Raw genomic sequence first — 24,557 nt, 5'->3', positions numbered from 1 at the left:
TGCTACCGCCCGACTTGCATGTGTTAGGCCTGCCGCCAGCGTTCAATCTGAGCCATGATCAAACTCTTCAATTAAAAGCTTGATGCTCAAAGATTACTTTCAATAATTCTCAATGAATTACTGTCTGGTCACTCTTTAAGACTTGGTATTTTTTTGTGTCGCTACACCGAAGTGTAATGACGTGAGATACCGTCTTGTGAGTGCCCACACAGATTGTCTGATAAATTGTTAAAGAGCATGGCCGACAGAAAGCTGCGCTTCCCGCGGCACGGGCTGCGTATATTACGCGAATCCGTTTCAGAGTCAATGAGTTCATTCACTCTTTTTGTTTCTCATTTAAGAGAATTTCGAATTAGGATTTGTGAGTTTGCTCACATCCGTTCGATGGAGGCGCATTATAGGCATCGGATCTTTTTGCACAAGGCTTTTTTGATAAAAAGAATTCATATGCACATTTTTTACTCTACAGCCTCTATTTTAGCTCACTTTTTAAACAAAAAAAGGCAATTTTGGATCCATTCATACCAAAAGGATCCAAATTGCATAAAATAGAATGATCTACTTCTCTAATAATTCAGGATGCGATTCAAATGTCAGGTGCTATTCGTAACTATCTCCACCACACACCCCAAATTGGTCAACGAGTCATGATAGATAGATCCAGTCAGATCATTGGTCAGGTAACCTTAGCTGATGATTCAAACGTTTGGCCTTTAGCTGTTATTCGTGGCGATGTTAATTTTATCTCTATTGGCGCCAGAACAAATATTCAGGATGGATGTATTTTGCATGTTTCTAGAGGCAGTGAATCAAATCCTGACGGGCATCCTTTAATTATTGGGGATGATGTTACTGTCGGACATGCGGCTATTCTTCATGGCTGTACTATTGGTAATAACACACTAATAGGAATGGGAGCCCGAGTACTTGATGGTGCGATTGTAGAAGATAATGTAATGGTGGGAGCGGGTAGCTTGGTGGCGCCTGGTAAACGCCTTGAAAGTGGTTACTTATATCTCGGTAATCCTGCCCGACAGGTTCGCTTGTTAAATGAAGCAGAAATTGCCTCATTAACTGCCTCAGCTAAAAACTATGTCATTTTGAAAGATGAATACTTAAATGGCTAAATCATTACTCATTAAATAACTACCCAACCATCATTATCGAAATCTTCATTTAAAATCATTTGTTCGAATTCATCTTCAAGATCCCAACGATACTGCCTGAACAGCTCAATAAACTGTTCGGGCCGTTCGGCAAAACCAAAACGCGCTTTGATAACTTCTCCCTGAATGCAACAGTGAACCTGAAACCCATTTACCAATGCAGAACAGATAACAGCATTACGAATAGGATCCCATTCTTCATTATCAGTAAAAACGATCGACTGGTTCACTTATCCAGCTCTTTGCGTAATTCATCCAACACAGGTTCAACTTCTGGCATTACACCATGCCAAAGATTAAATGCATAAGCGGCTTGCCCCACCAGCATTCCTAAACCATCAGCATGTTTTCCAGCCCCATGTTCTACAGCCCATTTCAGAAACGGAGTTAGTGCTGCCTGATAGAACATGTCATAACATACCGTTTTCTGGGATATTAATGATGATGAGATAGAGGGAACGTCTCCGCTAATACCTGTCGAAGTCGCATTAATAATCAGATCAAATTGATCTTCCGCTAACGCATCAGAGGATTTACTGGTGATGTTGCCAAATGATGAGAATAAAGAAGCCAGTGTTTCTGCTTTCGCATATGTACGGTTAGTAATTACTAACTCACAACCATATGACAGTAACGGTAAGATCACACCTCTGGCAGCCCCGCCAGCTCCTATCAGTAAAACCCGTGATCCGGGTGTCACCATATCCAAGCGCTGCAAATCGCTTAGCAATCCAATTCCATCGGTGTTATCTCCCAGCAAACGTCCATCGTCCAAGCGTTTTATAGTATTTACTGCACCAGCTGAAGCCGCTCGTTCAGTAAGTTCATCGCATATCGCATAGGCACGTTCTTTGAAAGGCAAAGTGATATTGGCACCTTTTGCGCCATTAGCAAAAAATGCCCGGATTTCATTTTCAAATCCATCAACAGAGCCTAATTGCGTGACATAACGTAAATCGATCCGGCAACCTTCAGCAAAAAGATGGTGAATACGAGGCGATTTACTATGAGCAATTGGATTACCAAAAACAGCGAACTGTTGCATAAAACCCCTGAGAATAATTATCCCTGTCTGTATAGTTTTCCGGTTAATACGTCCCGGATTTCTGACGGTTTTTGACGACCACCCACCAATCCTTTCAATACTGGAAAGCTATCACCAAATTGTTGCAGAACACAATGTTCTGTTTTACACGGCTCCAACCCACTCAAATTAGCACTGGTTGATACCAGAGGCTTGCCAAACGCCTGACAAAGTTCCTGCACCAGTAAGTGGTCACTAACTCTGACCGCCAGTGAGTTAAACTTTCCAGTCAACCATTTCGGTGTAGAAGAACGCGCAGGTATTACCCAGGTTACAGGCCCCGGCCAACTGGAAAACATTGTAGATTTTTGTTCAGACGTGAGCTGTGTATCATCGATGTAGGGCTGCAATTGCTCATAATTTGCAGCAATCAGTATTAGCCCTTTCTCCCACGATCGCTGCTTTAGTTGCAGAAGATGTTCTACTGCTGATTGATCGTCTGGATCGCAACCCAGCCCAAATACGGCTTCAGTTGGATAAGCTACAACGTGTTTCTGCTGAAGTTGCTTTACTATAAATGCTAAATTATCAGTCATCTTTCTCTGTCGAAACTTCTTTTCCGCACACTTTACTTGCACAAAACAGGCGATTACCTCTGGAGGTGCGTTTTTCCATCAAAAGAGGATAGCTGCATATTGGGCAGATTCCAGCCACAGGCGTATGATTAAGCGCAAATTGACATTCAGGATAACGATCGCAGGCATGAAAAACCTTACCATAACGAGACTTCCGCTGTAGTAATTTTCCTTGCTTACACTGCGGACAAGCGATCTGAGTTTCATCAGGTTTATCAATCACCGCGATATATTCGCAGTCAGGATAACTGCTACAACCAATAAACATGCCGTAGCGCCCCTGACGTAGCACCAGAGTTTCACCACATTGGGGGCAATTTTGCCCCTCCAGTACTTTCACAACATGACCATCGCTTTGCGATGTCAACGAGTGAATATAAGTACATTCAGGATAGCGTGAGCATCCCTGAAATGGCCCCTGTTTTCCCGTGCGGATAACTAATGGCGCACCACATTCGGGACAGAGCTCTTCACTTTTTCCTGTAAATAATGCTGTTTTGCTCATAGCCTCACTGCTAATCGTTTTAAAGCCGATTTATATCTACAGTCTACCTGATTAAAACCATTTTTATATCCCCATCTTTACCTTACTCTAATATATCCTCCCTGAACTACCTGTACTGCGCCGGACAATTCCAGCTCCAGCAATTGGATCATCACCTCAGTAACTGATAAAGACATTTTCTCCGCAATAACATCAACAGAAATCGGCTGATGACTAACATGTGAATACAATGGTGAATCCGCTAATGGGCAATCCAAATTCATTAACAAAGGAACTGGCTCAATTGAAGTCTCTGGCGACAATGGTGCTATCCAACATAATGAGCTGTTAAGATTTTCGATAATATCTTCTGGTTGAGCAACCAACAGGGCACCTTGCTGAATCAGGCTATGTGCTCCTTCACTGTTACGGCTATCTAATGGCCCAGGGATCGCAAACACTTCCCTGCCTTGCTCCAAAGCATATTTTGCAGTAATCAATGAACCACTACGTAAACCCGCTTCAATGACTAATACTCCCAAACACAGACCACTGATGATGCGATTTCGCCGGGGAAAATACTCAGCCCTTGGCGCTTCAAAAGGTAAAAACTCAGAAACTAATGTGCCCTGATTTTCCAATATCTTTTGGGCTAACCCCGTATGACTGCGCGGATGAAGCCTGGCAAGCCCACTTCCCAAAACGGCTATTGTAATTCCTCCCACAGCCAAAGCCCCCTGATGGCTAATGCCATCAATACCTACCGCTAAGCCACTGGTTATTATCAATCCGCTAGCGGCCAGCTGTTGTGAAAAATAACTGGCCCAAATTTGGCCATAATGACTGTAATGGCGACTACCGACTATCGCCAGTTGAGGCTTGGCTAAATTACCTCTTTCTCCCCGAATGAATAAAGCTAATGGAGCAGAAGAGATATTTCGTAGAAGATCCGGGTATTCGGGGTCAATATAAGTAACTAAATGGCAGTCCTCCCCTTCTAACCATTTGAGGTTTCTTATTAGCTGATGTGGATCCACCTGCAAAAATGCTTCGGCTTGTTGAGGACTAAAGCCCAGTAATGGTAAAAGCTGTTCGCTAAAAACAATCTGCGATGGTTCTACATTTCTTAGCCGTCGGATATAAGGAAGTTTTTGTCCTGATATCATCAGCAATCTTAGCCACCACTCATCCCTGTCCATTTAATTACCTGCACCGTGCCATAAGCCTGTTTGTCAGATTAAAATGAAAAATCATCAAAACCGAGTGCAAAAATCACCTATTTCAGTAATGTTCTCATGAATATGATTACAACATTCCTCATACGACTTAATTCTTCGTGAAAGCCTGCATTTATGAACACTGAATATTCAGCAAACCTACTGCCATCAGGTTATCTATCACTTCAATAGTTGACTGATACTGTCAATCATCATCGGAAAGGTCTAGAATATAAGCATGATATTTTATCCATTAATTGGTGATTTAAAGAGATATGGCAGTATTACCTGTATTACATTTTCCCGATGAAAGACTACGCATTAAAGCCAAACCGGTTGCGGAAGTTACGCCAGAGATACAGCAGATCGTCGATGATATGCTGGAAACGATGTATGCCGAAGAAGGTATCGGCCTTGCTGCAACGCAAGTAAATATTCACCAGCGTATTATCGTGATCGATGTTTCAGAAAATCGCGATGAGCATTTCGTTATTATAAATCCGGAAGTACTGCAAAAAGCGGGTGAAACAGGTATCGAAGAAGGCTGTCTTTCTGTACCCGAATCCAGAGGTTTTGTACCACGAGCAGAGCAGATCAAAATTCGTGCTTTAGATCGCGATGGAAAACCTTTCGAATTAGAAGCGGATGACCTGTTGGCTATCTGTATTCAACATGAAATGGATCATCTGGAAGGTAAACTGTTTGTGGATTATCTTTCTCCGCTTAAGCGCCAGAGAATCCGTCAAAAATTAGAAAAAATTGCCCGACAAGAAGCTCGCTCACAGTAACCGTGTAGCGACTTAACTCATCAGATACGGTAGGAAATTGTAGTGTCTCAACCTTTGCGAATTATTTTTGCCGGCACACCTGATTTTGCAGCGCGTCATTTAGACGCGCTGCTCTCTTCTCATCATCAAATCGTTGGCGTATTCACTCAGCCCGACCGCCCTGCAGGTAGAGGCAACAAACTGACACCAAGCCCGGTTAAACAGTTGGCTGAGCAACATAACATCCCGGTATTTCAGCCCAAATCATTGCGGCCAGAAGAGAATCAGCAATTAGTTGCACAGCTTAATGCTGATATCATGGTTGTTGTAGCCTATGGGTTAATCCTGCCTCTGGCGGTATTAAATATGCCAAGATTAGGCTGTATCAATGTGCATGGTTCGCTATTGCCTCGCTGGCGTGGTGCTGCACCGATTCAGCGTTCATTGTGGGCGGGAGACAGTGAAACTGGTATCACCATTATGCAAATGGATGAAGGGCTTGATACTGGCGATATGCTATACAAGCTCACCTGCCCTATCTTATCTGAAGATACCAGCGCTACCTTATATGACAAGCTGGCTAAATTGGGCCCGGAAGGCTTACTCAATACACTGACGGGACTGGCAGAAGGCTCTATCAAGGCTGAAAAGCAGGATGATGCATTGGCTAACTACGCCGATAAGCTGAGCAAAGAAGAGGCTAAGCTTGACTGGTCGCTCTCAGCCGCTCAGTTAGAACGTTGTATTCGTGCCTTTAATCCGTGGCCTGTCAGCTATTTCATTATTGATGATCAACCGATAAAGGTCTGGGCTGCTGATGTCATTGAAGATAGTACTCAGGCAGAGCCCGGTACTATCCTTGAAGCCAGTAAATCAGGTATTCAGGTTGCTACCGCTCAAGGTATTTTAAATATCACTCAACTTCAGCCTGCCGGTAAAAAAGCCATGTCCGCTCAGGATTTGCTAAATTCTCGCCGGGAGTGGTTTATTTCAGGTCATCGATTAGCCTGATTTCAGGTGCTGGTCATCCTGACCAGCACAGTTATGAATAGCCTAATAATGGCTCGGTCCACTTTCTATGAATAACAAATATAATCTTCGGGCTATTGCTGCCACCGCTATTAGTCAGGTTCTGGATAAGGGACAATCCCTCAGCACAGTACTTCCTGAATATCAAAAAAACATTTCTGATAAAGATAAATCACTGTTGCAGGAGCTCTGTTTTGGTACGCTGCGCGTTCTACCTGAACTCGAATGGTATGTACAGCAACTGATGGCAAAAGTGATGACCGGCAAACAAAGGCCATTACACTATCTGCTAATGATTGGCCTCTACCAACTGCTATATACCCGGATTCCTGCTCATGCCGCTGTTGCAGAAACAGTAAATGGCGCAATTGTGCTGAAACGTCCGCAAATGAAAGGTTTGATCAACGGCGTAATGCGCCAATTTCAACGCCAGCAACAGGTAATGACCGAGCAATTTCAATCTCAAAATGGTCGCTTCTTGCACCCCGGATGGCTTTTACAGCGAATACAGCTCGCCTATCCACAACAGTGGCAGGCCATTATCGATGCGAATAACCAAAAACCACCGATGTGGTTACGAGTAAATCGCCAGCATCATACATGCGAACAATACCTGCAATTATTACAGCAAGCAGGTATAGAAGCTTTCCCTCATCCTGATTATTCTGACGCTTTGCGTTTAGCTGCCCCTTGCTCCGTTACGATTTTACCTGGATTTGAACAGGGATGGGTTACGGTTCAGGATGCGTCTGCTCAAGGTTGTGTATCTCTTCTCGAACCACAGAATGGTGAAATTATTCTGGATCTGTGCGCAGCTCCTGGTGGTAAAACCACACATATACTGGAAGCCGCGCCGGAAGCTAAAGTCATTGCTGTTGATGTCGATGAAGGACGCCTGAAACGCGTAACTGAAAATCTGATCCGTCTGAATCAACAAGCGACTGTCATTGCCGGAGATGGCCGTGAACCACAGGTCTGGAGTAATGGCCAAATATACGATCGTATCTTGTTAGATGCGCCATGCTCTGCCACAGGCGTGATTCGACGTCACCCGGATATCAAGTGGTTGCGCCGTAACAGTGATATTGACGAATTAGTCTCGCTACAAAAACAGATTATTAATGCCATCTGGCCACAGTTAAAGTCAGGTGGAACTATGATTTATGCAACCTGTTCTATTCTTCCTGAAGAGAATAAATTGCAAATTGATGATTTTATCCAAAATCATAGTGATGCTAAATTGGTGAATATTGGTGATTCACAATCGCCCTATCGACAAAATTTACCTTCACCTGATGGTGGTGACGGATTTTTTTATGCCAAACTGATAAAAGCATAAGCAAAATCAGTAACAAAATATCTTCGGCGCTAAAAAGAGAAAAAAATGAAAATTATCATTCTCGGTGCAGGTCAGGTTGGTGGCACACTGGCAGAAAATCTGGTCGGTGAAAATAACGATATTACTCTGGTTGATAATAATATTGTTCGCTTACGTCAATTACAGGATAAGTTTGATCTGCGTGTAGTACAGGGGCATGCCTGCCATCCCCGAGTATTACGAGAGGCCGGAGCTGACGATGCTGATATGCTGGTAGCCGTCACTAACTCTGACGAAATCAATATGGTGGCCTGCCAGATTGCCTATTCTTTGTTTAATACGCCAAACCGTATTGCCCGTATCCGCTCACCGGAATACATCCGTGAAGAAGATAAGCTGTTTGAACCTGAAGTTATTCCTGTTGATCATATAATTTCACCTGAGCAACTGGTTACTGATTACGTATATAAATTAGTTGAATATCCTGGTGCTTTACAGGTTGTGAATTTCGCCGAAGGTAAGGTCAGTATTGCTGGCGTTAATGCCTATTATGGTGGCCCATTAGTCGGTAATGCATTGTCATCTCTGCGTGAACATATGCCCCATATCGAAACTCGCGTGGCCGCGATATTTCGTCAGGATCGTCCAATTCGCCCACAGGCCTCCACTATTATTGAAGCAGGTGATGAAGTGTTCTTCGTTGCCGCTTCTGAAAACATTCGTGCGGTAATGAGTGAATTACAGCGTCTGGAAAAGCCCTATAAGCGATTAATGATCGTTGGAGGGGGAAACGTAGGTGCTGGCCTCGCTAAACGTTTAGAGAAAGACTATAGCGTCAAACTTATCGAACGGGATGCTGAGCGCGCGGCTGAATTAGCTGAAATACTGCAAGATACAGTAGTGTTTTGTGGTGACGCATCTGATCAGGAGTTACTGTCAGAAGAACATATTGAACAAATAGATCTATTTATCGCCCTTACCAATGACGATGAAGCCAACATTATGTCAGCCATGTTGGCCAAGCGTTTGGGGGCTAAAAAAGTGATTGTGCTGATTCAACGCCATGCTTATATCGATCTGGTTCAAGGTAGTGTTATCGATATTGCGGTTTCACCTCAGCAGGCTACTATTTCCGCGCTATTAGGGCATGTCAGAAAAGCGGATATCGTCAGCGTTTCTACGTTACGTCGTGGGGTTGCTGAAGCCATAGAGGCTATTGCTCATGGTGATGAAACCACATCTAAAGTTGTTGGCCGCCAGCTTGAAAATATCAAGTTACCACCAGGCACCACCATCGGAGCGCTTGTTCGTGGAAACGATGTCATTATTGCTGACAGAACAACAGTTATTGAGCAAGGCGACCACGTCATCATGTTTCTGGCTGATAAAAAATATATTTCTGATGTTGAACGGTTATTCCAACCAAGCCCATTCTTCCTCTGATAATACAGGGCTTATTCACCATAATTAGAGTAATAAGCCTATATTTTTCCTCGTTTATCTGGAAAAATGCCGTTCGATTGTTATGCTTATAACACACGTTGAATTAAAGGTAATTGAATATGAGTCTGCTTAAAGAGTTTCGCGAATTCGCTATGCGCGGCAATGTTGTTGACCTGGCTGTTGGTGTCATTATTGGTGCAGCATTCGGTAAAATCGTATCGTCATTGGTATCTGATATCATCATGCCGCCACTGGGATTATTGATTGGCGGAATAGATTTTAAGCAATTTGAATGGGTATTGCGTTCTGCTCAGGGAGATACTCCAGCCGTTGTAATGCATTACGGTGTTTTCATTCAGAATATTTTTGATTTTATTATTGTTGCTTTCGCTATCTTTATGGCGATTAAACTGATGAATAAAGTGCGTCGTGAGCAACCGCCAGCAGCTCCTCCGGCACCAACAACAGAAGAAAAACTATTAACTGATATTCGCGATATCTTAAAGCAACAGCAAAAATAGTTTATAAGTTGTAAATTAGCAGAAGGCTGGAGATAAAAAGACACTTTCCATCATCTTATCTCCAGCCTCCCGTACTATCTTCCCTGCATGTTTTGGCTTGCGCTGATAGCTTCCCTTCCCTTTCAGATTCTTCTCTATACGCTGTCGAAACAACGGATCATGCAATAAAGCCTGCAACGCATTATCCTGAATAGTTCCTTTTTGGTGCTGATACTTTGCCATAACAACCTCACTTAATTTATTTTGGCTATAAAACGAGCGCATCATAGTATAAAAATAATCCATTGACTATCTGGTTCTTAAATCTATATGCGGCAACTTATTTGTTGCACCATACTCTAATGCTTCGAGAATAGAGCAATAGGTACTGCTATGAGCACTACCACAACAAGCATCACTTAATCTTTGTAGTGATGCACGCATATGTTCCAACTCTTTTAGCTTCTTTTCCACTTCATCCAATCTGGCCTGAACAATAGACTTAGATTCTTGACAAGTATGCTGTTCCGGTTCAACTCTGATAGAAAGTAATTCAGCTATAGATTCCAGCGTAAAACCCAACTGTTTAGCATAACGAATGAATTTTAAACGCTGTAAATCCTGCTCGGTATAAAGGCGATAGCCGCCTTCAGAGCGGATATCGTGGGACATCATACCCTGCTTCTCATAATAACGAATGGTGTCTGGCGTAACACCGGCTAACTTCGCCAACTGTCCAATACGATACATCGCACTATTCCCCCTTCTTATCGTCAATTCCTATCCCACATGTTAAAATGAAGGGATATATATAGAATACCACTAACCCACTTTCGGCGTTTTGAAAAAGAGTTCTCTTTATAAAGAGCCTTGTAAGTGACGAATAATTCAAATATGAGGTATCACATGCGCCCTGTTCAAAATAACAGACGCTCTGCTGATTTAATCGCAAAACAAGAGCAGCAGTTTCATCAACTGGCCAGCCAATTTCAGGAAGCCATGCGAAACGCTGATTACCAGAAAGGTAAAGAGCTGGCTGAAGCCACACTGAGAATAATGCCGCGCAACCAGGATGTTCAGGCCAGTTATGCACTTTGTTTAATGCGTACCGGTGAATATGAAAAGTCATACAAGCTTTATAAACGTCTTCTGAAAACCGCTCCCCTGAATCAACTACCATCAACCATGATTGATGGATTAACTGAGGTTTGTGGCTGGCTGGGGCGTCCTGAAGAAGTTCGTCGCTATGGTCTGATGTCACTTGAAGAAGCTGATAAAATCTTTAGCGCCGGAAAAGTTTACCCATTACCTGCTGGCAATCCACCGCCGTTTAATCCAAATAATCCACAAGAGAATGTCATCTCTTTCACGTTATTTGGCTCTGCACCCCGCTATTGTGAAGCAGCAGTAATGAACGCCATTGTTAGCAAAGACCTGTTTCCTGGTTGGGAATGTCGTTTTTATCTGGATGATACCGTTCCTCAGGATATTCAGGAGCGTCTAAGCAAGGCTGGTGCAAACATTATTAAGGTTGATGAAGCGACTCGTCAGGCACTACCTGCTCTGATGTGGCGTTTTCTGGTGTTGGATGACCCGAAAATTAAACGCTACATCATCCGTGATGCTGACTCACTGCTTTCTGAACGCGAACAGGCGGCTATAGATGAATGGGTTAACAGTGATTACTGGTACCATCATATTCGTGATTACTTTACTCACTCAGAATTGATTCTTGCAGGGTTGTGGGGCGGTTGTCACAATGAAAATATTCCTTCTGTTATCGATGCAACTCGTGAATATCTAAGCCAGCAGGAAGCGCACAAGCGTTTTGTCGATCAATACTTCCTGCGTGAATATATTTGGCCTACGGTTCGGCAAAGTGTTCTCTCTCATGATGATATATTTGGCTTTCATCATGCTAAACCTTTCCCTGCCCATCCACCCATCCGTTGGAAAACCAATAAATTCCATGTTGGCAGTAATACCAGTTATCAGCGCGTTGCCGTCAGCAGTAAATTAGCAGATGGAGAGCTACAAACGTGGGAATTAATAGATGAAAACGGTGTGAAGAAAGCAGAATATCGCTCCGTTGTACATAATGGTGTCTGGGAAGAATATCTTCCATTCTTCACATTAGATCAAGTTAATGACAAAACGTTAACGATCCGAAATATCGATACGTCAGAGAAAGCATAACTCGAAGAGAACTTGATGCAATAAACATCTAGACGTAAAAAAGCCGGGATAAACCCGGCTTTTTCTTTCAGCAACAAATATTACTCTGCTGCTTCTGCTGGAGCTTTTTCTGCACGATCAACCAGCTCGATGTAAGCCATCGGAGCGTTATCACCTGCACGGAAGCCACACTTCAGAATACGAGTGTAACCACCTGCACGGCTCGCAAAACGCGGGCCAAGCTCATTAAACAGTTTTGCCACGATCTCGTTATCACGAGTACGGGCGAATGCCAGACGACGATTAGCAACGCTGTCGGCCTTAGCAAGTGTAATCAGTGGTTCAACCACGCGACGCAGTTCTTTCGCTTTAGGCAAAGTCGTCTTGATAATCTCATGACGAACTAAAGAACCTGCCATGTTGCGAAACATAGCTTGGCGATGACTGCTGTTGCGGTTCAGTTGACGTCCACTCTTACGATGGCGCATGACCTTATCCTTCTCAGTAAAACCTTAACCTGTGATCCGGTTACTCGTCAGCAATGCTAGCTGGTGGCCAGTTTTCCAGGCGCATGCCCAGAGACAAACCACGAGATGCAAGCACGTCTTTAATCTCAGTAAGAGATTTTTTACCCAAGTTAGGAGTTTTTAACAACTCAACTTCGGTACGCTGTACCAGATCACCGATGTAGTGGATAGCTTCTGCCTTGAGGCAGTTAGCGGAGCGGACAGTCAGTTCCAGATCGTCAACAGGGCGTAGCAAGATCGGATCGAACTCTGGCTTCTCTTCTTTAACTTCTGGCTGACGTACATCACGTAAGTCAACGAAAGCTTCAAGTTGTTCAGCCAGGATGGTAGCCGCACGACGAATTGATTCTTCCGGATCAATCGTACCGTTAGTTTCCATCTCGATGACCAGCTTATCCAAGTCAGTACGCTGTTCTACACGCGCTGCTTCAACATTGTAGGCAATACGCTCTACTGGGCTGTAGCATGCGTCAACCAACAGACGACCAATTGGACGCTCATCTTCTTCCGTATGAATACGGGCAGAAGCCGGCACATAACCACGACCACGCTGAACTTTGATACGCATACTAATAGATGCGTTTTCGTCAGTCAGATGGCAGATCAAGTGCTGAGGTTTGACGACTTCAACATCCCCATCATGGGTGATGTCGGCTGCAGTCACAGGGCCAATGCCAGACTTATTCAAGCTAAGAATAACTTCATCTTTACCATGAACTTTCACCGCCAGCCCTTTCAGGTTGAGCAGGATTTCCAGGATATCTTCCTGTACGCCTTCTTTGGTGCTGTACTCATGTAGTACACCATCAATCTCAACTTCAGTTACCGCACAACCCGGCATTGATGAAAGCAGAATGCGGCGCAGTGCGTTACCTAAAGTATGGCCGAAGCCACGCTCTAACGGCTCAAGGGTCACCTTAGCGTGCGTCGAACTCACTTGCTCGATATCTACCAGGCGTGGTTTTAGAAACTCTGTCACAGAACCCTGCATTGTGTCCTCTCTTTGGTACTAAACTTTACTTAGAGTAAAGTTCGACGATCAGGTGTTCGTTAATGTCCGCAGACAGATCGGAGCGCTCTGGATTACGTTTGAAAACGCCTTCCATCTTAGCAGCATCAACTTCGATCCAAGTCGGCTTTTCGCGCTGTTCAAACAGCTCTAAAGCGGCTTTAACACGAGATTGCTTTTTCGCTTTCTCACGTACGCTGACTACGTCATTCGGAGATACCTGAAAAGAAGCGATGTTAACAACGCGACCATTAACCATTACAGCTTTGTGGCTAACTAACTGACGTGCTTCTGCACGAGTAGCGCCGAAGCCCATACGGTAAACCACATTGTCTAAGCGACCTTCTAAAAGCTGCAGCAGGTTTTCACCTGTGTTGCCTTTCAGACGCGTTGCTTCTTTATAATAATTACGGAACTGACGCTCAAGAACACCGTAAATACGACGAACTTTTTGCTTCTCACGTAACTGTACACCATAGTCAGACAGACGTGGCTTACGCGCACCGTGCTGACCAGGAGCTTGTTCAATTTTACACTTGGTATCGATCGCGCGAACACCGGACTTAAGGAATAAGTCGGTGCCTTCACGACGGCTAAGCTTGAGCTTAGGACCCAAATATCTTGCCATTTTCTTTCTCCAACAATCCTAGAAACCGTGGCGATTAAACGCGACGTTTCTTAGGAGGACGACAACCGTTGTGAGGAATCGGAGTCACATCAGTAATATTAGTGATGCGGAAACCAGCCGCGTTTAATGCGCGGATAGTAGACTCACGACCGGGACCTGGGCCTTTAACCATAACTTCCAGATTCTTAATTCCGTACTCTTTTACTGCTTCTGCGCAGCGTTCTGCTGCAACTTGCGCAGCAAATGGAGTGGATTTACGAGAACCACGGAAGCCGGAACCACCAGCTGTAGCCCAACCCAATGCATTACCTTGACGATCGGTAATAGTCACAATGGTGTTGTTAAAAGAAGCATGGATATGAGCCATACCGTCAGAAACTTGTTTTCTTACACGCTTACGTGCACGAACAGGTGCTTTTGCCATTATTCAATCACCCCGATTATTTCTTGATCGGTTTACGCGGACCCTTACGGGTACGGGCGTTAGTCTTGGTACGCTGACCGCGAACCGGTAGACCACGACGATGACGTACACCACGATAACAACCAAGGTCCATCAGACGCTTGATGCTCATGGTAACTTCACGACGTAGATCACCTTCAACAACGTACTTGGCAACTTCGTCACGCAGCTTGTCAATTTGCTCTTCAGACAGTTCACTGATCTTAACATGTTCAGCAATACCAGACGCTACACAGATAGCCTGTGAGCGGGTTTTGCCGATACCGAAGATCGCAGTTAATGCGATTACAGTATGTTTATGATCAGGAATGTTAATGCCTGCTATACGGGCCACTATGCACTCCTACAAATAAAATAAGGCAACATTACTCTGAAAAGCCCGTTTTCAGGATACTCAAATAATGTTGCTGTCTTACACAAAAGATTGGCTGGCTAATCTAGCCAGCTCAATCACACTTTGCAAGAAAAATATGTCAAAACTTTAGCATTAACAACAATCAGCCTTGACGCTGTTTGTGTTTCGCTTCAACGCAAATCACACGAACAACGCCGTGGCGCTTGATGATTTTGCAGTTGCGACATAACTTCTTGACGGAAGCACGAACTTTCATTTTAACTCTCCGTAACTTCTCAAGCTAGCTGAATTAACGGCCATAGCCTTTCAGATTTGCTTTCTTCAATGCAGACTCGTACTGACTCGACATCATCAGAGTTTGCACTTGAGCCATAAAGTCCATGATGACGACAACGACGATAAGTAGTGAAGTACCACCAAAGTTGAAAGGTACTTTCATTGCGTCACGCATAAACTCCGGGATCAGGCAGATAAAGGTAATGTACATAGCACCAACGAAGGTTAACCGAGTCATTACTTTATCGATATATTTAGCCGTTTGCTCTCCCGGACGAATCCCTGGTACAAACGCACCGGACTTCTTCAGGTTATCTGCTGTTTCACGAGGGTTGAAAACCAACGCTGTATAGAAGAAACAGAAGAATATGATCGCGGCCGCATAGAGTAACACATAAAGTGGCTGTCCGGGTTGCAAATACATAGAAATAGTTGTCAACCAGTTCCAACCAGTACCACCACCGAACCATGAGGCAATTGTCGCAGGGAACAGAATGATACTTGAAGCAAAGATTGCAGGTATTACACCGGCCATATTCACTTTCAACGGTAAATGGGTACTTTGTGCAGCATAAACGCGGCGACCTTGCTGACGTTTTGCATAGTTAACGACGATACGACGCTGACCACGTTCAACGAATACAACAAAGAAAGTAACTGCGAATACTAAAACCGCAACCAACAGCAGCAGAAGAACATGTAAGTCACCCTGCCGAGCTTGCTCGATTGTCTGTCCAATGGCAGGTGGCAAACCAGCAACAATACCTGCGAAAATGATGATAGAAATACCGTTACCGATACCTCTTTCAGTCACTTGTTCACCCAGCCACATCAGGAACATGGTTCCCGTTACTAAGCTCACAACCGCAGTAAAGTAGAAAGCAAAGCCTGGATTGATTACCAGACCCGGCATTCCCATATTCGGCAAGCCAGTAGCAATACCGACTGACTGGAATATGGCCAGAACCAACGTACCATATCGAGTGTACTGGCTAATCTTACGACGGCCAGACTCGCCCTCTTTCTTCAATTCCGCTAACTTAGGATGAACCACAGTTAACAGCTGCACGATAATAGAAGCCGAAATGTACGGCATAATACCGAGCGCGAAGACAGAAGCACGACTGAGGGCGCCACCAGAGAACATGTTAAACATGTCAATGATGGTGCCTCTCTGCTCTTCGACTAACTTAGCAAGCACAGTGGCGTCAATACCAGGAATTGGAATGAAAGAGCCGATACGGAACACGATCAGAGCACCGACAACAAATAAGAGTCTGCGCTTAAGCTCGCCTATTCCGCCTTTTGCACTTTGAAAATCTAATCCTGGTTGCTTAGCCATCTGCTACTTATTCCTCAATTTTCCCGCCAGCGGCTTCGATTGCAGCACGAGCGCCTTTGGTAACACGCAGACCGCGTACAGTAACTGGACGATTGATTTCACCAGAAAGCATAACTTTCGCGAATTCAATTTGAATGCCAACTACGTTTGCCGCTTTCAGCGCATTCAGGTCAATCACTTCGCCTTCAACTAAAGCCAGTTCAGACAGACGAACTTCTGCCGTGATCATTGCTTTACGAGAAGTAAAACCAAATTTTGGTAAACGACGATATAAAGGCATTTGGCCGCCTTCGAAACCACGACGTACGCCACCGCCAGAACGAGACTTCTGACCTTTGTGACCACGGCCGCCGGTTTTACCCAGGCCAGAACCAATACCACGACCTAAACGCTTAGCAGCGTGTTTTGCACCTTCGGCCGGAGCCAGAGTATTTAAACGCATCTCTTACTCCTCCACTTTAACCATGTAAGAAACCAGGTTGATCATGCCACGTACAGCAGGAGTATCCTCGCGCTCTACGGTGTGACCGATGCGACGCAGACCTAAACCGACCAGAGTTGCCTTATGTTTAGGCAAACGGCCGATAGAGCTGCGAATTTGAGTAACTTTAATAGTCTTTGCCATTGCTCATTACCCCAGAATGTCTTCGACAGTTTTACCGCGCTTGGCAGCAACCATCTCAGGAGACTTCATATTCTCCAAGGCATCAATAGTTGCACGAACCACGTTAATCGGGTTAGTAGAACCATAAGCCTTAGCTAATACGTTACGTACTCCGGCGACTTCCAGAACGGCGCGCATTGCACCGCCGGCGATAATACCGGTACCTTCGAATGCTGGCTGCATGAATACGCGAGAACCAGTATGAGCACCTTTAACAGGATGCTGTAGGGTTCCGTTGTTTAATGCAACATTCATCATGTTACGACGGGCTTTTTCCATCGCTTTCTGGATCGCTGCTGGAACTTCACGCGCTTTCCCGTAACCAAAACCAACGCGACCGTTGCCATCACCCACTACAGTTAGTGCGGTGAAGCTAAAAATACGACCACCTTTAACGGTTTTAGATACGCGGTTAACCGCGATCAGCTTTTCCTGCAGTTCGCCAGCTTGTTTCTCGATGTGAGACATCTTACACCTCTACCTTAGAACTGAAGGCCAGCTTCGCGGGCAGCATCTGCCAGCGCCTGGACTCTACCATGATATTGGAAACCAGAGCGGTCAAAAGATACTTTCGTAATCTCTTTAGCCAGTGCACGCTCAGCGATAGCTTTACCTACTGCTGCTGCTGCATCTTTGTTTCCGGTATACTTCACTTGTTCTGCGATAGCCTTTTCTACTGTAGAAGCGGCTGCCAGAACTTCAGAACCGTTTGGTGCGATAATCTGCGCATAAATATGGCGCGGAGTACGGTGAACCACCAGGCGAGTCGCACACAGTTCTTTAATCTTACGACGTGCGCGGGTCGCACGACGGATACGAGCTGCTTTCTTATCCATAGTGTTACCTTACTTCTTCTTAGCCTCTTTGGTACGCACGACTTCGTCGGCGTAACGGACACCCTTGCCTTTATACGGCTCAGGACGACGGTAGGCACGCAATTCTGCTGCGATTTGACCAATTACCTGCTTATCAGCCCCTTTCAGGATGATTTCAGTTTGGCTTGGACATTCAGCAGTAATGCCTGCTGGCAGTTTATGGTCAATTGGGTGAGAGAAGCCTAACGCTAAATTCACCACATCACCTTTAACTGCTGCACGGTAACCTACGCCTACCAGCTGTAACTTCTTAGTGAAGCCTTTAGTAACACCGATCACCATTCCGTTAATCAGAGAACGTACGGTACCCGCTTGGGCCCATCCGTCTACAAAACCTTCGCGTGGAGCGAAAGTAATTGCATTGTTTTCCTGTTTAACTTCAACGGAATCATGGACTGTACGCGACAGCTCGCCGTTTTTACCCTTAATAGTTATAACCTGACCGTTGAGTTTTACCTCTACGCCAGCAGGAATAACGACGGGTGCTTTTGCAACACGAGACATTTTTTCCTCCTGATTAAGCTACGTAGCAGATAATCTCGCCACCAAGACCAGCTTGGCGAGCTGCACGATCGGTCATGACACCTTTAGAAGTAGAAATAACAGCAATACCTAAACCAGCCATAACTTTTGGCAGCTCATCTTTTCTTTTATAGATGCGCAGACCTGGACGGCTGATTCGCTGAATACTTTCTACAACAGGCGCTCCCTGGAAGTACTTCAGTACTAATTCCAGTTCAGGCTTGGTGTCGCCTTCAATTTTGTAATCTTCAATATAACCTTCTTCCTTCAGCACTTTGGCAATAGCCACTTTTAGCTTGGAGGAAGGCATAGTGACCGCAACTTTGTTCGCGGCCTGACCGTTTCGGATACGGGTCAGCATATCCGCGATCGGATCTTGCATGCTCATCTGTCTCTACTCCCGTGATTCAATGGTGATATTACCAACTAGCCTTTTTCAGACCCGGGATTTCACCGCGCATTGCGGCTTCACGGACCTTGATACGACTCAATCCAAATTTACGCAGAACACCGTGTGGGCGGCCTGTTTGACGACAACGGTTACGTTGACGGCTTGGACTGGAATCACGTGGAAGAGTTTGCAGTTTGAGCACTGCATTCCAACGGTCTTCATCGGATGCATTCACATCAGAGATAATCGCTTTAAGTTCAGTACGCTTTGCGTAGAACTTGTCTGCTAACTTCACACGTTTAACTTCACGTGCTTTCATTGATTGCTTAGCCATTAGTAACCCTACCTTACTTGCGGAACGGGAAGTTAAAGGCAGCCAGCAGAGCGCGGCCTTCTTCGTCAGATTGCGCAGAAGTGGTAATGGTAATGTCCAAACCACGTACACGATCGACTTTGTCATAGTCGATTTCTGGGAAGATAATCTGCTCACGCACGCCCATGCTGTAGTTACCACGACCATCAAATGACTTAGGATTTAAGCCACGGAAGTCACGTACACGAGGTACAGCAATAGAAATCAGACGCTCTAAGAATTCCCACATACGTTCGCCACGTAGGGTCACTTTACAGCCGATCGGATAGCCCTGGCGGATTTTGAAGCCTGCAACAGAGTTGCGTGCTTTGGTGATTAGCGGTTTTTGACCACTGATCGCTGCTAAATCAGCTGCTGCGTTATCCAGCAGTTTCTTATCAATGATCGCTTCACCAACACCCATATTAAGGGTGATCTTCTCGACCCGAGGGACTTGCATGACAGATTTGTAGCTAAACTGTTCTACCAGTTTACTAACTACCTGTTCTCTATAGTAATCATGCAGTTTCGCCATCGTACTACTCCAAATTACTTGATAGTTTCGCTATTAGATTTGAAGAAACGGACTTTTTTGCCGTCTTCAAAACGAAAGCCTACACGGTCAGCCTTGCCTGTAGCTGTGTTGTAGATTGCAACGTTAGAAACCTGAATTGCAGCTTCTTTTTCAACGATGCCACCTGGTTGGTTCAGAGCCGGAACCGGCTTCTGATGTTTCTTCACCAGGTTGATACCTTCAACAACAATCTTACTGGAAGACAGAACATTCTTAACTTTACCGCGTTTACCTTTATCTTTACCGGTTAACACGATAACTTCGTCATCACGACGGATTTTCGCTGCCATGGTTCGCTCCTTACAGTACTTCTGGTGCCAGAGAGATGATTTTCATGAACTTTTCAGAACGCAGTTCACGAGTCACCGGCCCAAAAATACGCGTACCGATCGGTTGCTCACTGTTGTTATTTAATAACACACAAGCATTACGATCGAAGCGAACGACAGATCCGTCAGGGCGACGAACACCCTTTCTGGTGCGCACCACTACAGCCTTAAGGACATCACCTTTTTTAACCTTACCGCGAGGAATTGCTTCCTTGATGGTAATTTTAATGATGTCGCCCACGCCAGCATAGCGACGGTGCGATCCACCCAGAACCTTGATACACATTACGCTACGTGCGCCAGAGTTGTCAGCGACGTTCAGCATAGTCTGTTCTTGGATCATCTTAGTGCTCCGCTAATGTCAACTACTAAGGACCCTCACGGGTCGTATAAAAGCCCCATACATCGGGGCGCGGCATTATACCACCGCTTTTCGATGTTGGGTAGAAAAAATAAACGGCTCGTTAACTGAGCCGTTTATTCTGTTTAAGAAAGCGTACTCTATTACAGAACAGCTTTCTCTACAACTCGAACAAGTGTCCAGGACTTAGTCTTAGACAGTGGGCGGCATTCACGAATTTCGATCAGATCGCCGATTCCACATTCATTGTTCTCGTCATGTACGTGCAGCTTAGTCGTACGTTTGATGAACTTACCATACATCGGGTGCTTCACCATACGCTCAATCGCTACAACAAGGGATTTCTCCATCTTGTCACTAACAACACGACCTTGCAGAGTACGGATTTTATCAGTCATTACGCACCCGCCTTCTCATTCAGTAAAGTCTTCACACGTGCAACATTACGACGCACTTGTTTCAACAGGTGAGACTGTTGCAGTTGACCGCTTGCTGCTTGCATGCGCAGATTAAACTGTTCACGCAGCAGGTTAAGCAGCTCAGTGTTCAGCTCTTCAACACTTTTTTCACGCAGCTCTTTTGCTTTCATTACATCACCGTCTTAGTTACAAAGGTGGTTTTAATCGGCAGTTTTGCTGCTGCCAGCTTGAATGCTTCACGGGCAATTTCTTCCGAGACACCATCCATTTCATACAGGACTTTTCCCGGTTGAATCAGGGCAACCCAATACTCCACGTTACCCTTACCTTTACCCATACGCACTTCAAGCGGCTTTTCAGTGATTGGTTTGTCTGGGAACACACGGATCCAGATTTTACCTTGACGCTTAACTGCACGTGTCATGGCACGACGTGCCGCCTCGATTTGGCGAGCAGTCAGACGACCGCGGCCAACAGCTTTCAGACCGAAAGTGCCGAAGCTCACATCCGCGCCAGCAGCCAGACCACGGTTGCGGCCCTTGTGCACTTTACGGAATTTTGTACGCTTTGGTTGTAACATCAGCGATGCTCCTTATTTACGGCCTTTACGCTGCTGCTTCTTCGGTTGAGCAGCCGGTTTTTCCGGTTGTTCAACGGCAGCCATACCACCCAAGATCTCACCTTTGAAGATCCACACTTTTACGCCGATTACACCATAAGTGGTGTGCGCTTCAGAAGTGTTATAATCGATATCCGCACGCAGAGTGTGCAACGGAACACGACCTTCACGGTACCATTCGGTACGCGCGATTTCAGCACCGCCTAAACGGCCGCTTACTTCCACTTTGATACCTTTAGCGCCTATACGCATGGCGTTTTGAACTGCACGCTTCATAGCACGACGGAACATAACGCGACGTTCCAGCTGTGAAGTGATGCTGTCAGCAACCAATTTAGCGTCTAGTTCCGGTTTACGGACTTCGGCGATATTAATTTGCGCAGGCACGCCAGCAATAGATGCTACCGCGTTGCGCAGTTTTTCGACGTCTTCACCTTTCTTGCCGATAACGATGCCTGGACGAGCAGTGTGAATAGTCACACGGATGCTCTTCGCAGGACGCTCGATAACGATGCGAGAAACAGAAGCTTTCGACAATTCTTTAGTTAAGAATTGACGAACTTTAAAGTCGCTGTCCAGGTTATCAGCGAATTCTTTGGTATTTGCGTACCAGGTAGAGTTCCAAGGTTTGACAATACCCAGTCGAATACCATTCGGATGTACTTTCTGACCCATTGCTATTCTCCAGAGTCTCAGCGATCGGACACAACCACAGTAATGTGGCTGGTGCGCTTCAGGATACGATCTGCACGGCCTTTCGCACGAGGCATGATACGCTTCATGGTTGGACCTTCGTCGACAAAGATTTTCGCGACTTTCAGATCGTCGATGTCAGCGCCATCGTTGTGTTCTGCGTTTGCAATGGCAGACTCAAGTACTTTTTTAACCAGATCAGCAGCTTTCTTGTTGTTGTAGGTTAAAATTTCCAGAGCTTGTGACACTTTCTTACCGCGAATCAGGTCTGCAACTAAGCGAACCTTCTGAGCAGAAGAACGAGCGTGGCGATGTTTAGCGATAGTTTCCATCTCTTCCTCCTACCTTAGCGCTTTTTGGCTTTTTTGTCAGCCGCATGGCCGCGATAAGTACGAGTCGGCGCGAATTCGCCCAGTTTATGACCGACCATTTCATCGGAAACAAATACTGGAACGTGCTGACGACCATTATGGACAGCGATGGTCAAACCGATCATGTTTGGAAAGATCGTTGAACGACGGGACCAAGTCTTAACAGGCTTTTTGTCTCCGCTTTCCACCGCTTTCTCTACCTTCTTCAGCAAGTGCAGGTCTATAAATGGACCTTTCTTGAGAGAACGTGGCATGGCTTATCCTCTAATTATTTTTTACTACGGCGACGTACGATATATTGATCAGTACGCTTGTTGCTACGGGTCTTCTTACCTTTGGTCTGAACGCCCCATGGAGTCACAGGATGCTTACCAAAGTTACGACCTTCACCACCACCGTGTGGGTGATCGACTGGGTTCATCGCAGTACCGCGAACGGTAGGACGAATACCACGCCAACGACTAGCACCAGCTTTACCCAGTACGCGTAACATATGCTCTGAGTTACCTACTTCACCTAAGGTGGCACGGCAATCAGATAATACTTTACGCATTTCGCCAGAACGAAGACGGATCGTTACATAGGAACCTTCACGGGCAACGATTTGAACATATCCACCGGCAGAACGAGCCATTTGGCCGCCTTTACCTGGTTTCATTTCAACGTTGTGAACCGTAGAACCCACTGGGATGTTACGCATTGGCAGGGTGTTACCTACCTTAATAGCTGCATCAACACCAGATTGGATTTGGTCACCGGCTTTCAGGCCTTTTGGCGCCAGAATATAACGGCGTTCGCCGTCTTTATACAGAACCAGCGCGATATTCGCGGAACGGTTCGGATCATATTCCAGACGCTCAACAACAGCAGGGATACCATCTTTGTTGCGTTTAAAATCAACTAAACGATAATGCTGCTTGTGACCACCACCAATATGACGCGTGGTGATACGGCCATTGTTGTTACGGCCACCTGATTTGCTGTTTTTTTCCAGCAATGGGGCATAAGGCTTGCCCTTGTGCAACTCAGGGTTAACCACTTTAACTACGTGGCGACGACCCGGAGATGTTGGCTTACACTTAACAATTGCCATTGTTTTTCAATCCTCCGACTTACTCTGCGCCGCCGATGAAGTCCAGATTCTGGCCTTCTTTCAAAGTGACGTAAGCTTTTTTCCAGTCGCTACGACGACCAACACGCTGACCATGACGTTTCGTTTTGCCTTTAACCAGCAAAGTACGAACTTCATTGACTTCAACCTCAAACAGCTTCTGAACAGCAGCTTTAACTTCTGCCTTGGTTGCATCTTTAGCAACTTTCAGCACGATAGTATTGTGCTTTTCCATTGCGCTAGAGGCTTTTTCAGAAACATGTGGTGCGCGCAGGACTTTCAGCAGGCGTTCTTCACGGATCATGCCAGCATCTCCTCTACTTGCTTCACAGCGTCAGCAGTCATCACCACTTTATCAAAAGCGATAAGGCTAAATGGATCGATGCCAGCAACATCACGAACGTCAACCTTGTGTAAGTTACCTGCTGCCAGGTACAGATTAGGTTCAACTTCGCTAGTGATGATCAGTACATCATCCAGAGCCATTTCTTTCAGTTTCTGTACCAGCAACTTAGTTTTAGGTGCTTCTACAGTGAACTTCTCGACTACAATCAGACGATCTTGACGTACCAGTTCGGACAGAATGCACTTCAGTGCGCCGCGATACATCTTTTTGTTGACTTTCTGGCTGTGGTCTTGTGGACGAGCAGCAAAGGTCACGCCGCCTGAACGCCAGATCGGGCTCTTTACAGAACCTGAACGCGCACGGCCGGTGCCTTTTTGACGCCACGGTTTTTTACCGGAACCTGTTACTTCAGCGCGGGTCTTCTGAGCACGAGTACCTTGACGAGCTGCAGCTGCATAAGCAACAACAACCTGATGTACTAACGCTTCATTGAAATCACGCCCGAAGGTAGTTTCGGAAACAGTCAGCGCGCCAGGCGCGTCTTTCATTACCAATTCCATTCCTATCTCCTC

General features: G+C 45.5%; 40 protein-coding genes and 1 rRNA gene. 7 read left to right on the top strand and 34 right to left on the bottom strand.

Annotated features, from left to right (window positions below; all coding sequences use genetic code 11):
• Positions 1-74, bottom strand: a 16S ribosomal RNA gene (locus tag I2494_RS10575); the annotation flags it as partial.
• A gap of 516 nt (positions 75-590) precedes the next feature.
• Here I2494_RS10575 and I2494_RS10570 point away from each other — a divergent pair.
• Complete coding sequence (locus I2494_RS10570; protein ID WP_218466779.1) at positions 591-1,127, top strand: gamma carbonic anhydrase family protein; 537 nt, start codon at positions 591-593, stop codon at positions 1,125-1,127.
• Between the two features lie 11 nt (positions 1,128-1,138).
• Here I2494_RS10570 and I2494_RS10565 read toward each other — a convergent pair whose 3' ends face one another.
• The 5 genes from I2494_RS10565 to dprA form a co-directional block, all read right to left on the bottom strand.
• Positions 1,139-1,396, bottom strand: a complete 258-nt coding sequence (locus tag I2494_RS10565; protein WP_218466778.1) for a DUF1488 family protein — start codon at positions 1,394-1,396, stop codon at positions 1,139-1,141.
• Entirely contained in the window at positions 1,393-2,211 is an 819-nt protein-coding gene (gene aroE / locus I2494_RS10560) for a shikimate dehydrogenase (protein ID WP_218466777.1), read from the bottom strand. The genes I2494_RS10565 and aroE overlap by 4 nt, the downstream gene beginning before the upstream one ends.
• Before the next feature lie 17 nt (positions 2,212-2,228).
• Positions 2,229-2,786, bottom strand: coding sequence for an L-threonylcarbamoyladenylate synthase type 1 TsaC (tsaC, locus tag I2494_RS10555; protein WP_218466776.1), 558 nt, complete (start codon positions 2,784-2,786; stop codon positions 2,229-2,231).
• Complete coding sequence (locus I2494_RS10550; RefSeq protein ID WP_218466775.1) at positions 2,779-3,330, bottom strand: DNA topoisomerase family protein; 552 nt, start codon at positions 3,328-3,330, stop codon at positions 2,779-2,781. The genes tsaC and I2494_RS10550 overlap by 8 nt, the downstream gene beginning before the upstream one ends.
• Before the next feature lie 77 nt (positions 3,331-3,407).
• Positions 3,408-4,508, bottom strand: coding sequence for a DNA-processing protein DprA (dprA, locus tag I2494_RS10545; protein WP_218466774.1), 1,101 nt, complete (start codon positions 4,506-4,508; stop codon positions 3,408-3,410).
• Positions 4,509-4,801: 293 nt separating this feature from the next.
• Between dprA and def the strand changes: the two genes are divergently transcribed.
• From def to mscL, 5 genes are all read left to right on the top strand, one after another.
• Positions 4,802-5,314 carry a peptide deformylase gene (gene def, locus I2494_RS10540; protein WP_218466773.1) on the top strand — a complete coding sequence of 171 codons (513 nt, stop codon included), beginning with the start codon at positions 4,802-4,804 and terminating at the stop codon, positions 5,312-5,314.
• A 42-nt stretch (positions 5,315-5,356) separates the two neighbouring features.
• Positions 5,357-6,304 (top strand): methionyl-tRNA formyltransferase, encoded by a 948-nt coding sequence (gene fmt, locus I2494_RS10535; protein ID WP_218466772.1) that lies wholly within the window; start codon positions 5,357-5,359, stop codon positions 6,302-6,304.
• A gap of 67 nt (positions 6,305-6,371) precedes the next feature.
• Positions 6,372-7,661 carry a 16S rRNA (cytosine(967)-C(5))-methyltransferase RsmB gene (gene rsmB, locus I2494_RS10530; protein ID WP_218466771.1) on the top strand — a complete coding sequence of 430 codons (1,290 nt, stop codon included), beginning with the start codon at positions 6,372-6,374 and terminating at the stop codon, positions 7,659-7,661.
• A gap of 45 nt (positions 7,662-7,706) precedes the next feature.
• Positions 7,707-9,083, top strand: coding sequence for a Trk system potassium transporter TrkA (gene trkA / locus I2494_RS10525; RefSeq protein WP_218466770.1), 1,377 nt, complete (start codon positions 7,707-7,709; stop codon positions 9,081-9,083).
• Positions 9,084-9,202: 119 nt separating this feature from the next.
• The gene (gene mscL / locus I2494_RS10520) at positions 9,203-9,604 is read left to right on the top strand and encodes a large-conductance mechanosensitive channel protein MscL (protein WP_218466769.1); all 402 of its coding nucleotides are present in this window, start codon (positions 9,203-9,205) and stop codon (positions 9,602-9,604) included.
• A 15-nt stretch (positions 9,605-9,619) separates the two neighbouring features.
• Here mscL and I2494_RS10515 read toward each other — a convergent pair whose 3' ends face one another.
• Together I2494_RS10515 and zntR are read right to left on the bottom strand one after the other, a co-directional pair.
• A complete protein-coding gene (locus I2494_RS10515; RefSeq protein WP_218466768.1) occupies positions 9,620-9,826 on the bottom strand; it encodes an alternative ribosome-rescue factor A in 207 nt (68 codons plus the stop codon).
• A gap of 66 nt (positions 9,827-9,892) precedes the next feature.
• Entirely contained in the window at positions 9,893-10,333 is a 441-nt protein-coding gene (zntR, locus tag I2494_RS10510; RefSeq protein WP_218466767.1) for a Zn(2+)-responsive transcriptional regulator, read from the bottom strand.
• 156 nt (positions 10,334-10,489) lie between these two features.
• Between zntR and I2494_RS10505 the strand changes: the two genes are divergently transcribed.
• Entirely contained in the window at positions 10,490-11,779 is a 1,290-nt protein-coding gene (locus I2494_RS10505; protein ID WP_218466766.1) for a tetratricopeptide repeat protein, read from the top strand.
• Positions 11,780-11,859: 80 nt separating this feature from the next.
• On the opposite strand, the gene rplQ is transcribed toward I2494_RS10505, so the two are convergent.
• The 26 genes from rplQ to rplD all read right to left on the bottom strand — a co-directional run bounded on the left by rplQ (position 11,860) and on the right by rplD (position 24,545).
• A complete protein-coding gene (gene rplQ / locus I2494_RS10500) occupies positions 11,860-12,246 on the bottom strand; it encodes a 50S ribosomal protein L17 (protein ID WP_108900569.1) in 387 nt (128 codons plus the stop codon).
• 40 nt (positions 12,247-12,286) lie between these two features.
• A complete protein-coding gene (locus tag I2494_RS10495) occupies positions 12,287-13,276 on the bottom strand; it encodes a DNA-directed RNA polymerase subunit alpha (RefSeq protein ID WP_029095697.1) in 990 nt (329 codons plus the stop codon).
• Between the two features lie 25 nt (positions 13,277-13,301).
• Complete coding sequence (rpsD, locus tag I2494_RS10490) at positions 13,302-13,922, bottom strand: 30S ribosomal protein S4 (protein WP_108900570.1); 621 nt, start codon at positions 13,920-13,922, stop codon at positions 13,302-13,304.
• Positions 13,923-13,956: 34 nt separating this feature from the next.
• The gene (gene rpsK / locus I2494_RS10485; protein ID WP_027275681.1) at positions 13,957-14,346 is read right to left on the bottom strand and encodes a 30S ribosomal protein S11; all 390 of its coding nucleotides are present in this window, start codon (positions 14,344-14,346) and stop codon (positions 13,957-13,959) included.
• Between the two features lie 16 nt (positions 14,347-14,362).
• Complete coding sequence (gene rpsM / locus I2494_RS10480) at positions 14,363-14,719, bottom strand: 30S ribosomal protein S13 (protein ID WP_218466765.1); 357 nt, start codon at positions 14,717-14,719, stop codon at positions 14,363-14,365.
• Positions 14,720-14,882: 163 nt separating this feature from the next.
• Positions 14,883-14,996 (bottom strand): 50S ribosomal protein L36, encoded by a 114-nt coding sequence (rpmJ, locus tag I2494_RS10475; protein ID WP_108900572.1) that lies wholly within the window; start codon positions 14,994-14,996, stop codon positions 14,883-14,885.
• Positions 14,997-15,029: 33 nt separating this feature from the next.
• Positions 15,030-16,358, bottom strand: coding sequence for a preprotein translocase subunit SecY (gene secY / locus I2494_RS10470; RefSeq protein WP_130593138.1), 1,329 nt, complete (start codon positions 16,356-16,358; stop codon positions 15,030-15,032).
• 7 nt (positions 16,359-16,365) lie between these two features.
• Positions 16,366-16,800, bottom strand: a complete 435-nt coding sequence (gene rplO / locus I2494_RS10465) for a 50S ribosomal protein L15 (RefSeq protein WP_108900574.1) — start codon at positions 16,798-16,800, stop codon at positions 16,366-16,368.
• A gap of 3 nt (positions 16,801-16,803) precedes the next feature.
• Positions 16,804-16,983, bottom strand: coding sequence for a 50S ribosomal protein L30 (rpmD, locus tag I2494_RS10460; RefSeq protein ID WP_029095691.1), 180 nt, complete (start codon positions 16,981-16,983; stop codon positions 16,804-16,806).
• 6 nt (positions 16,984-16,989) lie between these two features.
• Positions 16,990-17,490 carry a 30S ribosomal protein S5 gene (gene rpsE / locus I2494_RS10455; protein WP_029095690.1) on the bottom strand — a complete coding sequence of 167 codons (501 nt, stop codon included), beginning with the start codon at positions 17,488-17,490 and terminating at the stop codon, positions 16,990-16,992.
• Positions 17,491-17,504: 14 nt separating this feature from the next.
• The gene (rplR, locus tag I2494_RS10450) at positions 17,505-17,858 is read right to left on the bottom strand and encodes a 50S ribosomal protein L18 (protein ID WP_130593140.1); all 354 of its coding nucleotides are present in this window, start codon (positions 17,856-17,858) and stop codon (positions 17,505-17,507) included.
• Positions 17,859-17,867: 9 nt separating this feature from the next.
• Positions 17,868-18,401, bottom strand: a complete 534-nt coding sequence (gene rplF, locus I2494_RS10445; RefSeq protein WP_228350916.1) for a 50S ribosomal protein L6 — start codon at positions 18,399-18,401, stop codon at positions 17,868-17,870.
• Positions 18,402-18,414: 13 nt separating this feature from the next.
• A complete protein-coding gene (rpsH, locus tag I2494_RS10440; RefSeq protein WP_130593142.1) occupies positions 18,415-18,807 on the bottom strand; it encodes a 30S ribosomal protein S8 in 393 nt (130 codons plus the stop codon).
• A gap of 31 nt (positions 18,808-18,838) precedes the next feature.
• Positions 18,839-19,144 carry a 30S ribosomal protein S14 gene (rpsN, locus tag I2494_RS10435; RefSeq protein WP_047779700.1) on the bottom strand — a complete coding sequence of 102 codons (306 nt, stop codon included), beginning with the start codon at positions 19,142-19,144 and terminating at the stop codon, positions 18,839-18,841.
• A 13-nt stretch (positions 19,145-19,157) separates the two neighbouring features.
• Positions 19,158-19,697: a 50S ribosomal protein L5 gene (rplE, locus tag I2494_RS10430; protein ID WP_218466764.1), complete on the bottom strand. Its 540-nt coding sequence runs from the start codon at positions 19,695-19,697 to the stop codon at positions 19,158-19,160.
• A gap of 14 nt (positions 19,698-19,711) precedes the next feature.
• A complete protein-coding gene (gene rplX, locus I2494_RS10425) occupies positions 19,712-20,026 on the bottom strand; it encodes a 50S ribosomal protein L24 (RefSeq protein WP_108900577.1) in 315 nt (104 codons plus the stop codon).
• A gap of 10 nt (positions 20,027-20,036) precedes the next feature.
• Positions 20,037-20,408, bottom strand: coding sequence for a 50S ribosomal protein L14 (gene rplN, locus I2494_RS10420; RefSeq protein WP_108900578.1), 372 nt, complete (start codon positions 20,406-20,408; stop codon positions 20,037-20,039).
• Between the two features lie 161 nt (positions 20,409-20,569).
• Positions 20,570-20,824, bottom strand: a complete 255-nt coding sequence (rpsQ, locus tag I2494_RS10415; protein ID WP_108900579.1) for a 30S ribosomal protein S17 — start codon at positions 20,822-20,824, stop codon at positions 20,570-20,572.
• Positions 20,824-21,015: a 50S ribosomal protein L29 gene (rpmC, locus tag I2494_RS10410; protein ID WP_047779697.1), complete on the bottom strand. Its 192-nt coding sequence runs from the start codon at positions 21,013-21,015 to the stop codon at positions 20,824-20,826. Before rpmC ends, rpsQ begins: the two co-directional genes overlap by 1 nt.
• Positions 21,015-21,425 carry a 50S ribosomal protein L16 gene (gene rplP, locus I2494_RS10405; RefSeq protein WP_029095681.1) on the bottom strand — a complete coding sequence of 137 codons (411 nt, stop codon included), beginning with the start codon at positions 21,423-21,425 and terminating at the stop codon, positions 21,015-21,017. The genes rpmC and rplP overlap by 1 nt, the downstream gene beginning before the upstream one ends.
• 12 nt (positions 21,426-21,437) lie before the next feature.
• Positions 21,438-22,139 carry a 30S ribosomal protein S3 gene (gene rpsC / locus I2494_RS10400; RefSeq protein WP_108900580.1) on the bottom strand — a complete coding sequence of 234 codons (702 nt, stop codon included), beginning with the start codon at positions 22,137-22,139 and terminating at the stop codon, positions 21,438-21,440.
• Positions 22,140-22,156: 17 nt separating this feature from the next.
• Positions 22,157-22,489, bottom strand: coding sequence for a 50S ribosomal protein L22 (rplV, locus tag I2494_RS10395; RefSeq protein ID WP_047779694.1), 333 nt, complete (start codon positions 22,487-22,489; stop codon positions 22,157-22,159).
• A gap of 14 nt (positions 22,490-22,503) precedes the next feature.
• Positions 22,504-22,782 (bottom strand): 30S ribosomal protein S19, encoded by a 279-nt coding sequence (gene rpsS / locus I2494_RS10390; protein ID WP_029095678.1) that lies wholly within the window; start codon positions 22,780-22,782, stop codon positions 22,504-22,506.
• Between the two features lie 14 nt (positions 22,783-22,796).
• The gene (gene rplB / locus I2494_RS10385) at positions 22,797-23,621 is read right to left on the bottom strand and encodes a 50S ribosomal protein L2 (protein ID WP_218466763.1); all 825 of its coding nucleotides are present in this window, start codon (positions 23,619-23,621) and stop codon (positions 22,797-22,799) included.
• 19 nt (positions 23,622-23,640) lie between these two features.
• Complete coding sequence (rplW, locus tag I2494_RS10380) at positions 23,641-23,943, bottom strand: 50S ribosomal protein L23 (protein ID WP_029095676.1); 303 nt, start codon at positions 23,941-23,943, stop codon at positions 23,641-23,643.
• Complete coding sequence (gene rplD, locus I2494_RS10375; protein WP_108900583.1) at positions 23,940-24,545, bottom strand: 50S ribosomal protein L4; 606 nt, start codon at positions 24,543-24,545, stop codon at positions 23,940-23,942. Before rplD ends, rplW begins: the two co-directional genes overlap by 4 nt.
• Positions 24,546-24,557 lie beyond the last annotated feature (12 nt).

Source organism: Limnobaculum allomyrinae, assembly GCF_016649425.1.
Taxonomy (GTDB): Bacteria; Pseudomonadota; Gammaproteobacteria; order Enterobacterales; family Enterobacteriaceae; genus Limnobaculum; species Limnobaculum allomyrinae.
This window is presented reverse-complemented; position numbering and strand designations above follow the sequence as displayed.

Coding starts and splice junctions, on each gene's coding strand:
- rpsN (WP_047779700.1), bottom strand. CDS start 19,144: ATGGCTAAGCAATCAATGAAAGCACGTGAAGTTAAACGTGTGAAGTTA.
- rpsH (WP_130593142.1), bottom strand. CDS start 18,807: ATGAGCATGCAAGATCCGATCGCGGATATGCTGACCCGTATCCGAAAC.
- rplQ (WP_108900569.1), bottom strand. CDS start 12,246: ATGCGCCATCGTAAGAGTGGACGTCAACTGAACCGCAACAGCAGTCAT.
- rplX (WP_108900577.1), bottom strand. CDS start 20,026: ATGGCAGCGAAAATCCGTCGTGATGACGAAGTTATCGTGTTAACCGGT.
- rpsK (WP_027275681.1), bottom strand. CDS start 14,346: ATGGCAAAAGCACCTGTTCGTGCACGTAAGCGTGTAAGAAAACAAGTT.
- rplW (WP_029095676.1), bottom strand. CDS start 23,943: ATGATCCGTGAAGAACGCCTGCTGAAAGTCCTGCGCGCACCACATGTT.
- tsaC (WP_218466776.1), bottom strand. CDS start 2,786: ATGACTGATAATTTAGCATTTATAGTAAAGCAACTTCAGCAGAAACAC.
- I2494_RS10495 (WP_029095697.1), bottom strand. CDS start 13,276: ATGCAGGGTTCTGTGACAGAGTTTCTAAAACCACGCCTGGTAGATATC.
- rplE (WP_218466764.1), bottom strand. CDS start 19,697: ATGGCGAAACTGCATGATTACTATAGAGAACAGGTAGTTAGTAAACTG.
- rsmB (WP_218466771.1), top strand. CDS start 6,372: ATGAATAACAAATATAATCTTCGGGCTATTGCTGCCACCGCTATTAGT.
- mscL (WP_218466769.1), top strand. CDS start 9,203: ATGAGTCTGCTTAAAGAGTTTCGCGAATTCGCTATGCGCGGCAATGTT.
- rplO (WP_108900574.1), bottom strand. CDS start 16,800: ATGCGTTTAAATACTCTGGCTCCGGCCGAAGGTGCAAAACACGCTGCT.
- rplF (WP_228350916.1), bottom strand. CDS start 18,401: ATGTCTCGTGTTGCAAAAGCACCCGTCGTTATTCCTGCTGGCGTAGAG.
- rpsQ (WP_108900579.1), bottom strand. CDS start 20,824: ATGACTGATAAAATCCGTACTCTGCAAGGTCGTGTTGTTAGTGACAAG.
- rpmC (WP_047779697.1), bottom strand. CDS start 21,015: ATGAAAGCAAAAGAGCTGCGTGAAAAAAGTGTTGAAGAGCTGAACACT.
- rplB (WP_218466763.1), bottom strand. CDS start 23,621: ATGGCAATTGTTAAGTGTAAGCCAACATCTCCGGGTCGTCGCCACGTA.
- rpsE (WP_029095690.1), bottom strand. CDS start 17,490: ATGTCTCACATCGAGAAACAAGCTGGCGAACTGCAGGAAAAGCTGATC.
- rpmJ (WP_108900572.1), bottom strand. CDS start 14,996: ATGAAAGTTCGTGCTTCCGTCAAGAAGTTATGTCGCAACTGCAAAATC.
- I2494_RS10550 (WP_218466775.1), bottom strand. CDS start 3,330: ATGAGCAAAACAGCATTATTTACAGGAAAAAGTGAAGAGCTCTGTCCC.
- rpmD (WP_029095691.1), bottom strand. CDS start 16,983: ATGGCAAAGACTATTAAAGTTACTCAAATTCGCAGCTCTATCGGCCGT.
- I2494_RS10515 (WP_218466768.1), bottom strand. CDS start 9,826: ATGGCAAAGTATCAGCACCAAAAAGGAACTATTCAGGATAATGCGTTG.
- trkA (WP_218466770.1), top strand. CDS start 7,707: ATGAAAATTATCATTCTCGGTGCAGGTCAGGTTGGTGGCACACTGGCA.
- secY (WP_130593138.1), bottom strand. CDS start 16,358: ATGGCTAAGCAACCAGGATTAGATTTTCAAAGTGCAAAAGGCGGAATA.
- rpsS (WP_029095678.1), bottom strand. CDS start 22,782: ATGCCACGTTCTCTCAAGAAAGGTCCATTTATAGACCTGCACTTGCTG.
- zntR (WP_218466767.1), bottom strand. CDS start 10,333: ATGTATCGTATTGGACAGTTGGCGAAGTTAGCCGGTGTTACGCCAGAC.
- rplN (WP_108900578.1), bottom strand. CDS start 20,408: ATGATCCAAGAACAGACTATGCTGAACGTCGCTGACAACTCTGGCGCA.
- rplR (WP_130593140.1), bottom strand. CDS start 17,858: ATGGATAAGAAAGCAGCTCGTATCCGTCGTGCGACCCGCGCACGTCGT.
- rplV (WP_047779694.1), bottom strand. CDS start 22,489: ATGGAAACTATCGCTAAACATCGCCACGCTCGTTCTTCTGCTCAGAAG.
- rplP (WP_029095681.1), bottom strand. CDS start 21,425: ATGTTACAACCAAAGCGTACAAAATTCCGTAAAGTGCACAAGGGCCGC.
- dprA (WP_218466774.1), bottom strand. CDS start 4,508: ATGGACAGGGATGAGTGGTGGCTAAGATTGCTGATGATATCAGGACAA.
- rpsC (WP_108900580.1), bottom strand. CDS start 22,139: ATGGGTCAGAAAGTACATCCGAATGGTATTCGACTGGGTATTGTCAAA.
- I2494_RS10570 (WP_218466779.1), top strand. CDS start 591: ATGTCAGGTGCTATTCGTAACTATCTCCACCACACACCCCAAATTGGT.
- I2494_RS10505 (WP_218466766.1), top strand. CDS start 10,490: ATGCGCCCTGTTCAAAATAACAGACGCTCTGCTGATTTAATCGCAAAA.
- rpsD (WP_108900570.1), bottom strand. CDS start 13,922: ATGGCAAGATATTTGGGTCCTAAGCTCAAGCTTAGCCGTCGTGAAGGC.
- rplD (WP_108900583.1), bottom strand. CDS start 24,545: ATGGAATTGGTAATGAAAGACGCGCCTGGCGCGCTGACTGTTTCCGAA.
- aroE (WP_218466777.1), bottom strand. CDS start 2,211: ATGCAACAGTTCGCTGTTTTTGGTAATCCAATTGCTCATAGTAAATCG.
- def (WP_218466773.1), top strand. CDS start 4,802: ATGGCAGTATTACCTGTATTACATTTTCCCGATGAAAGACTACGCATT.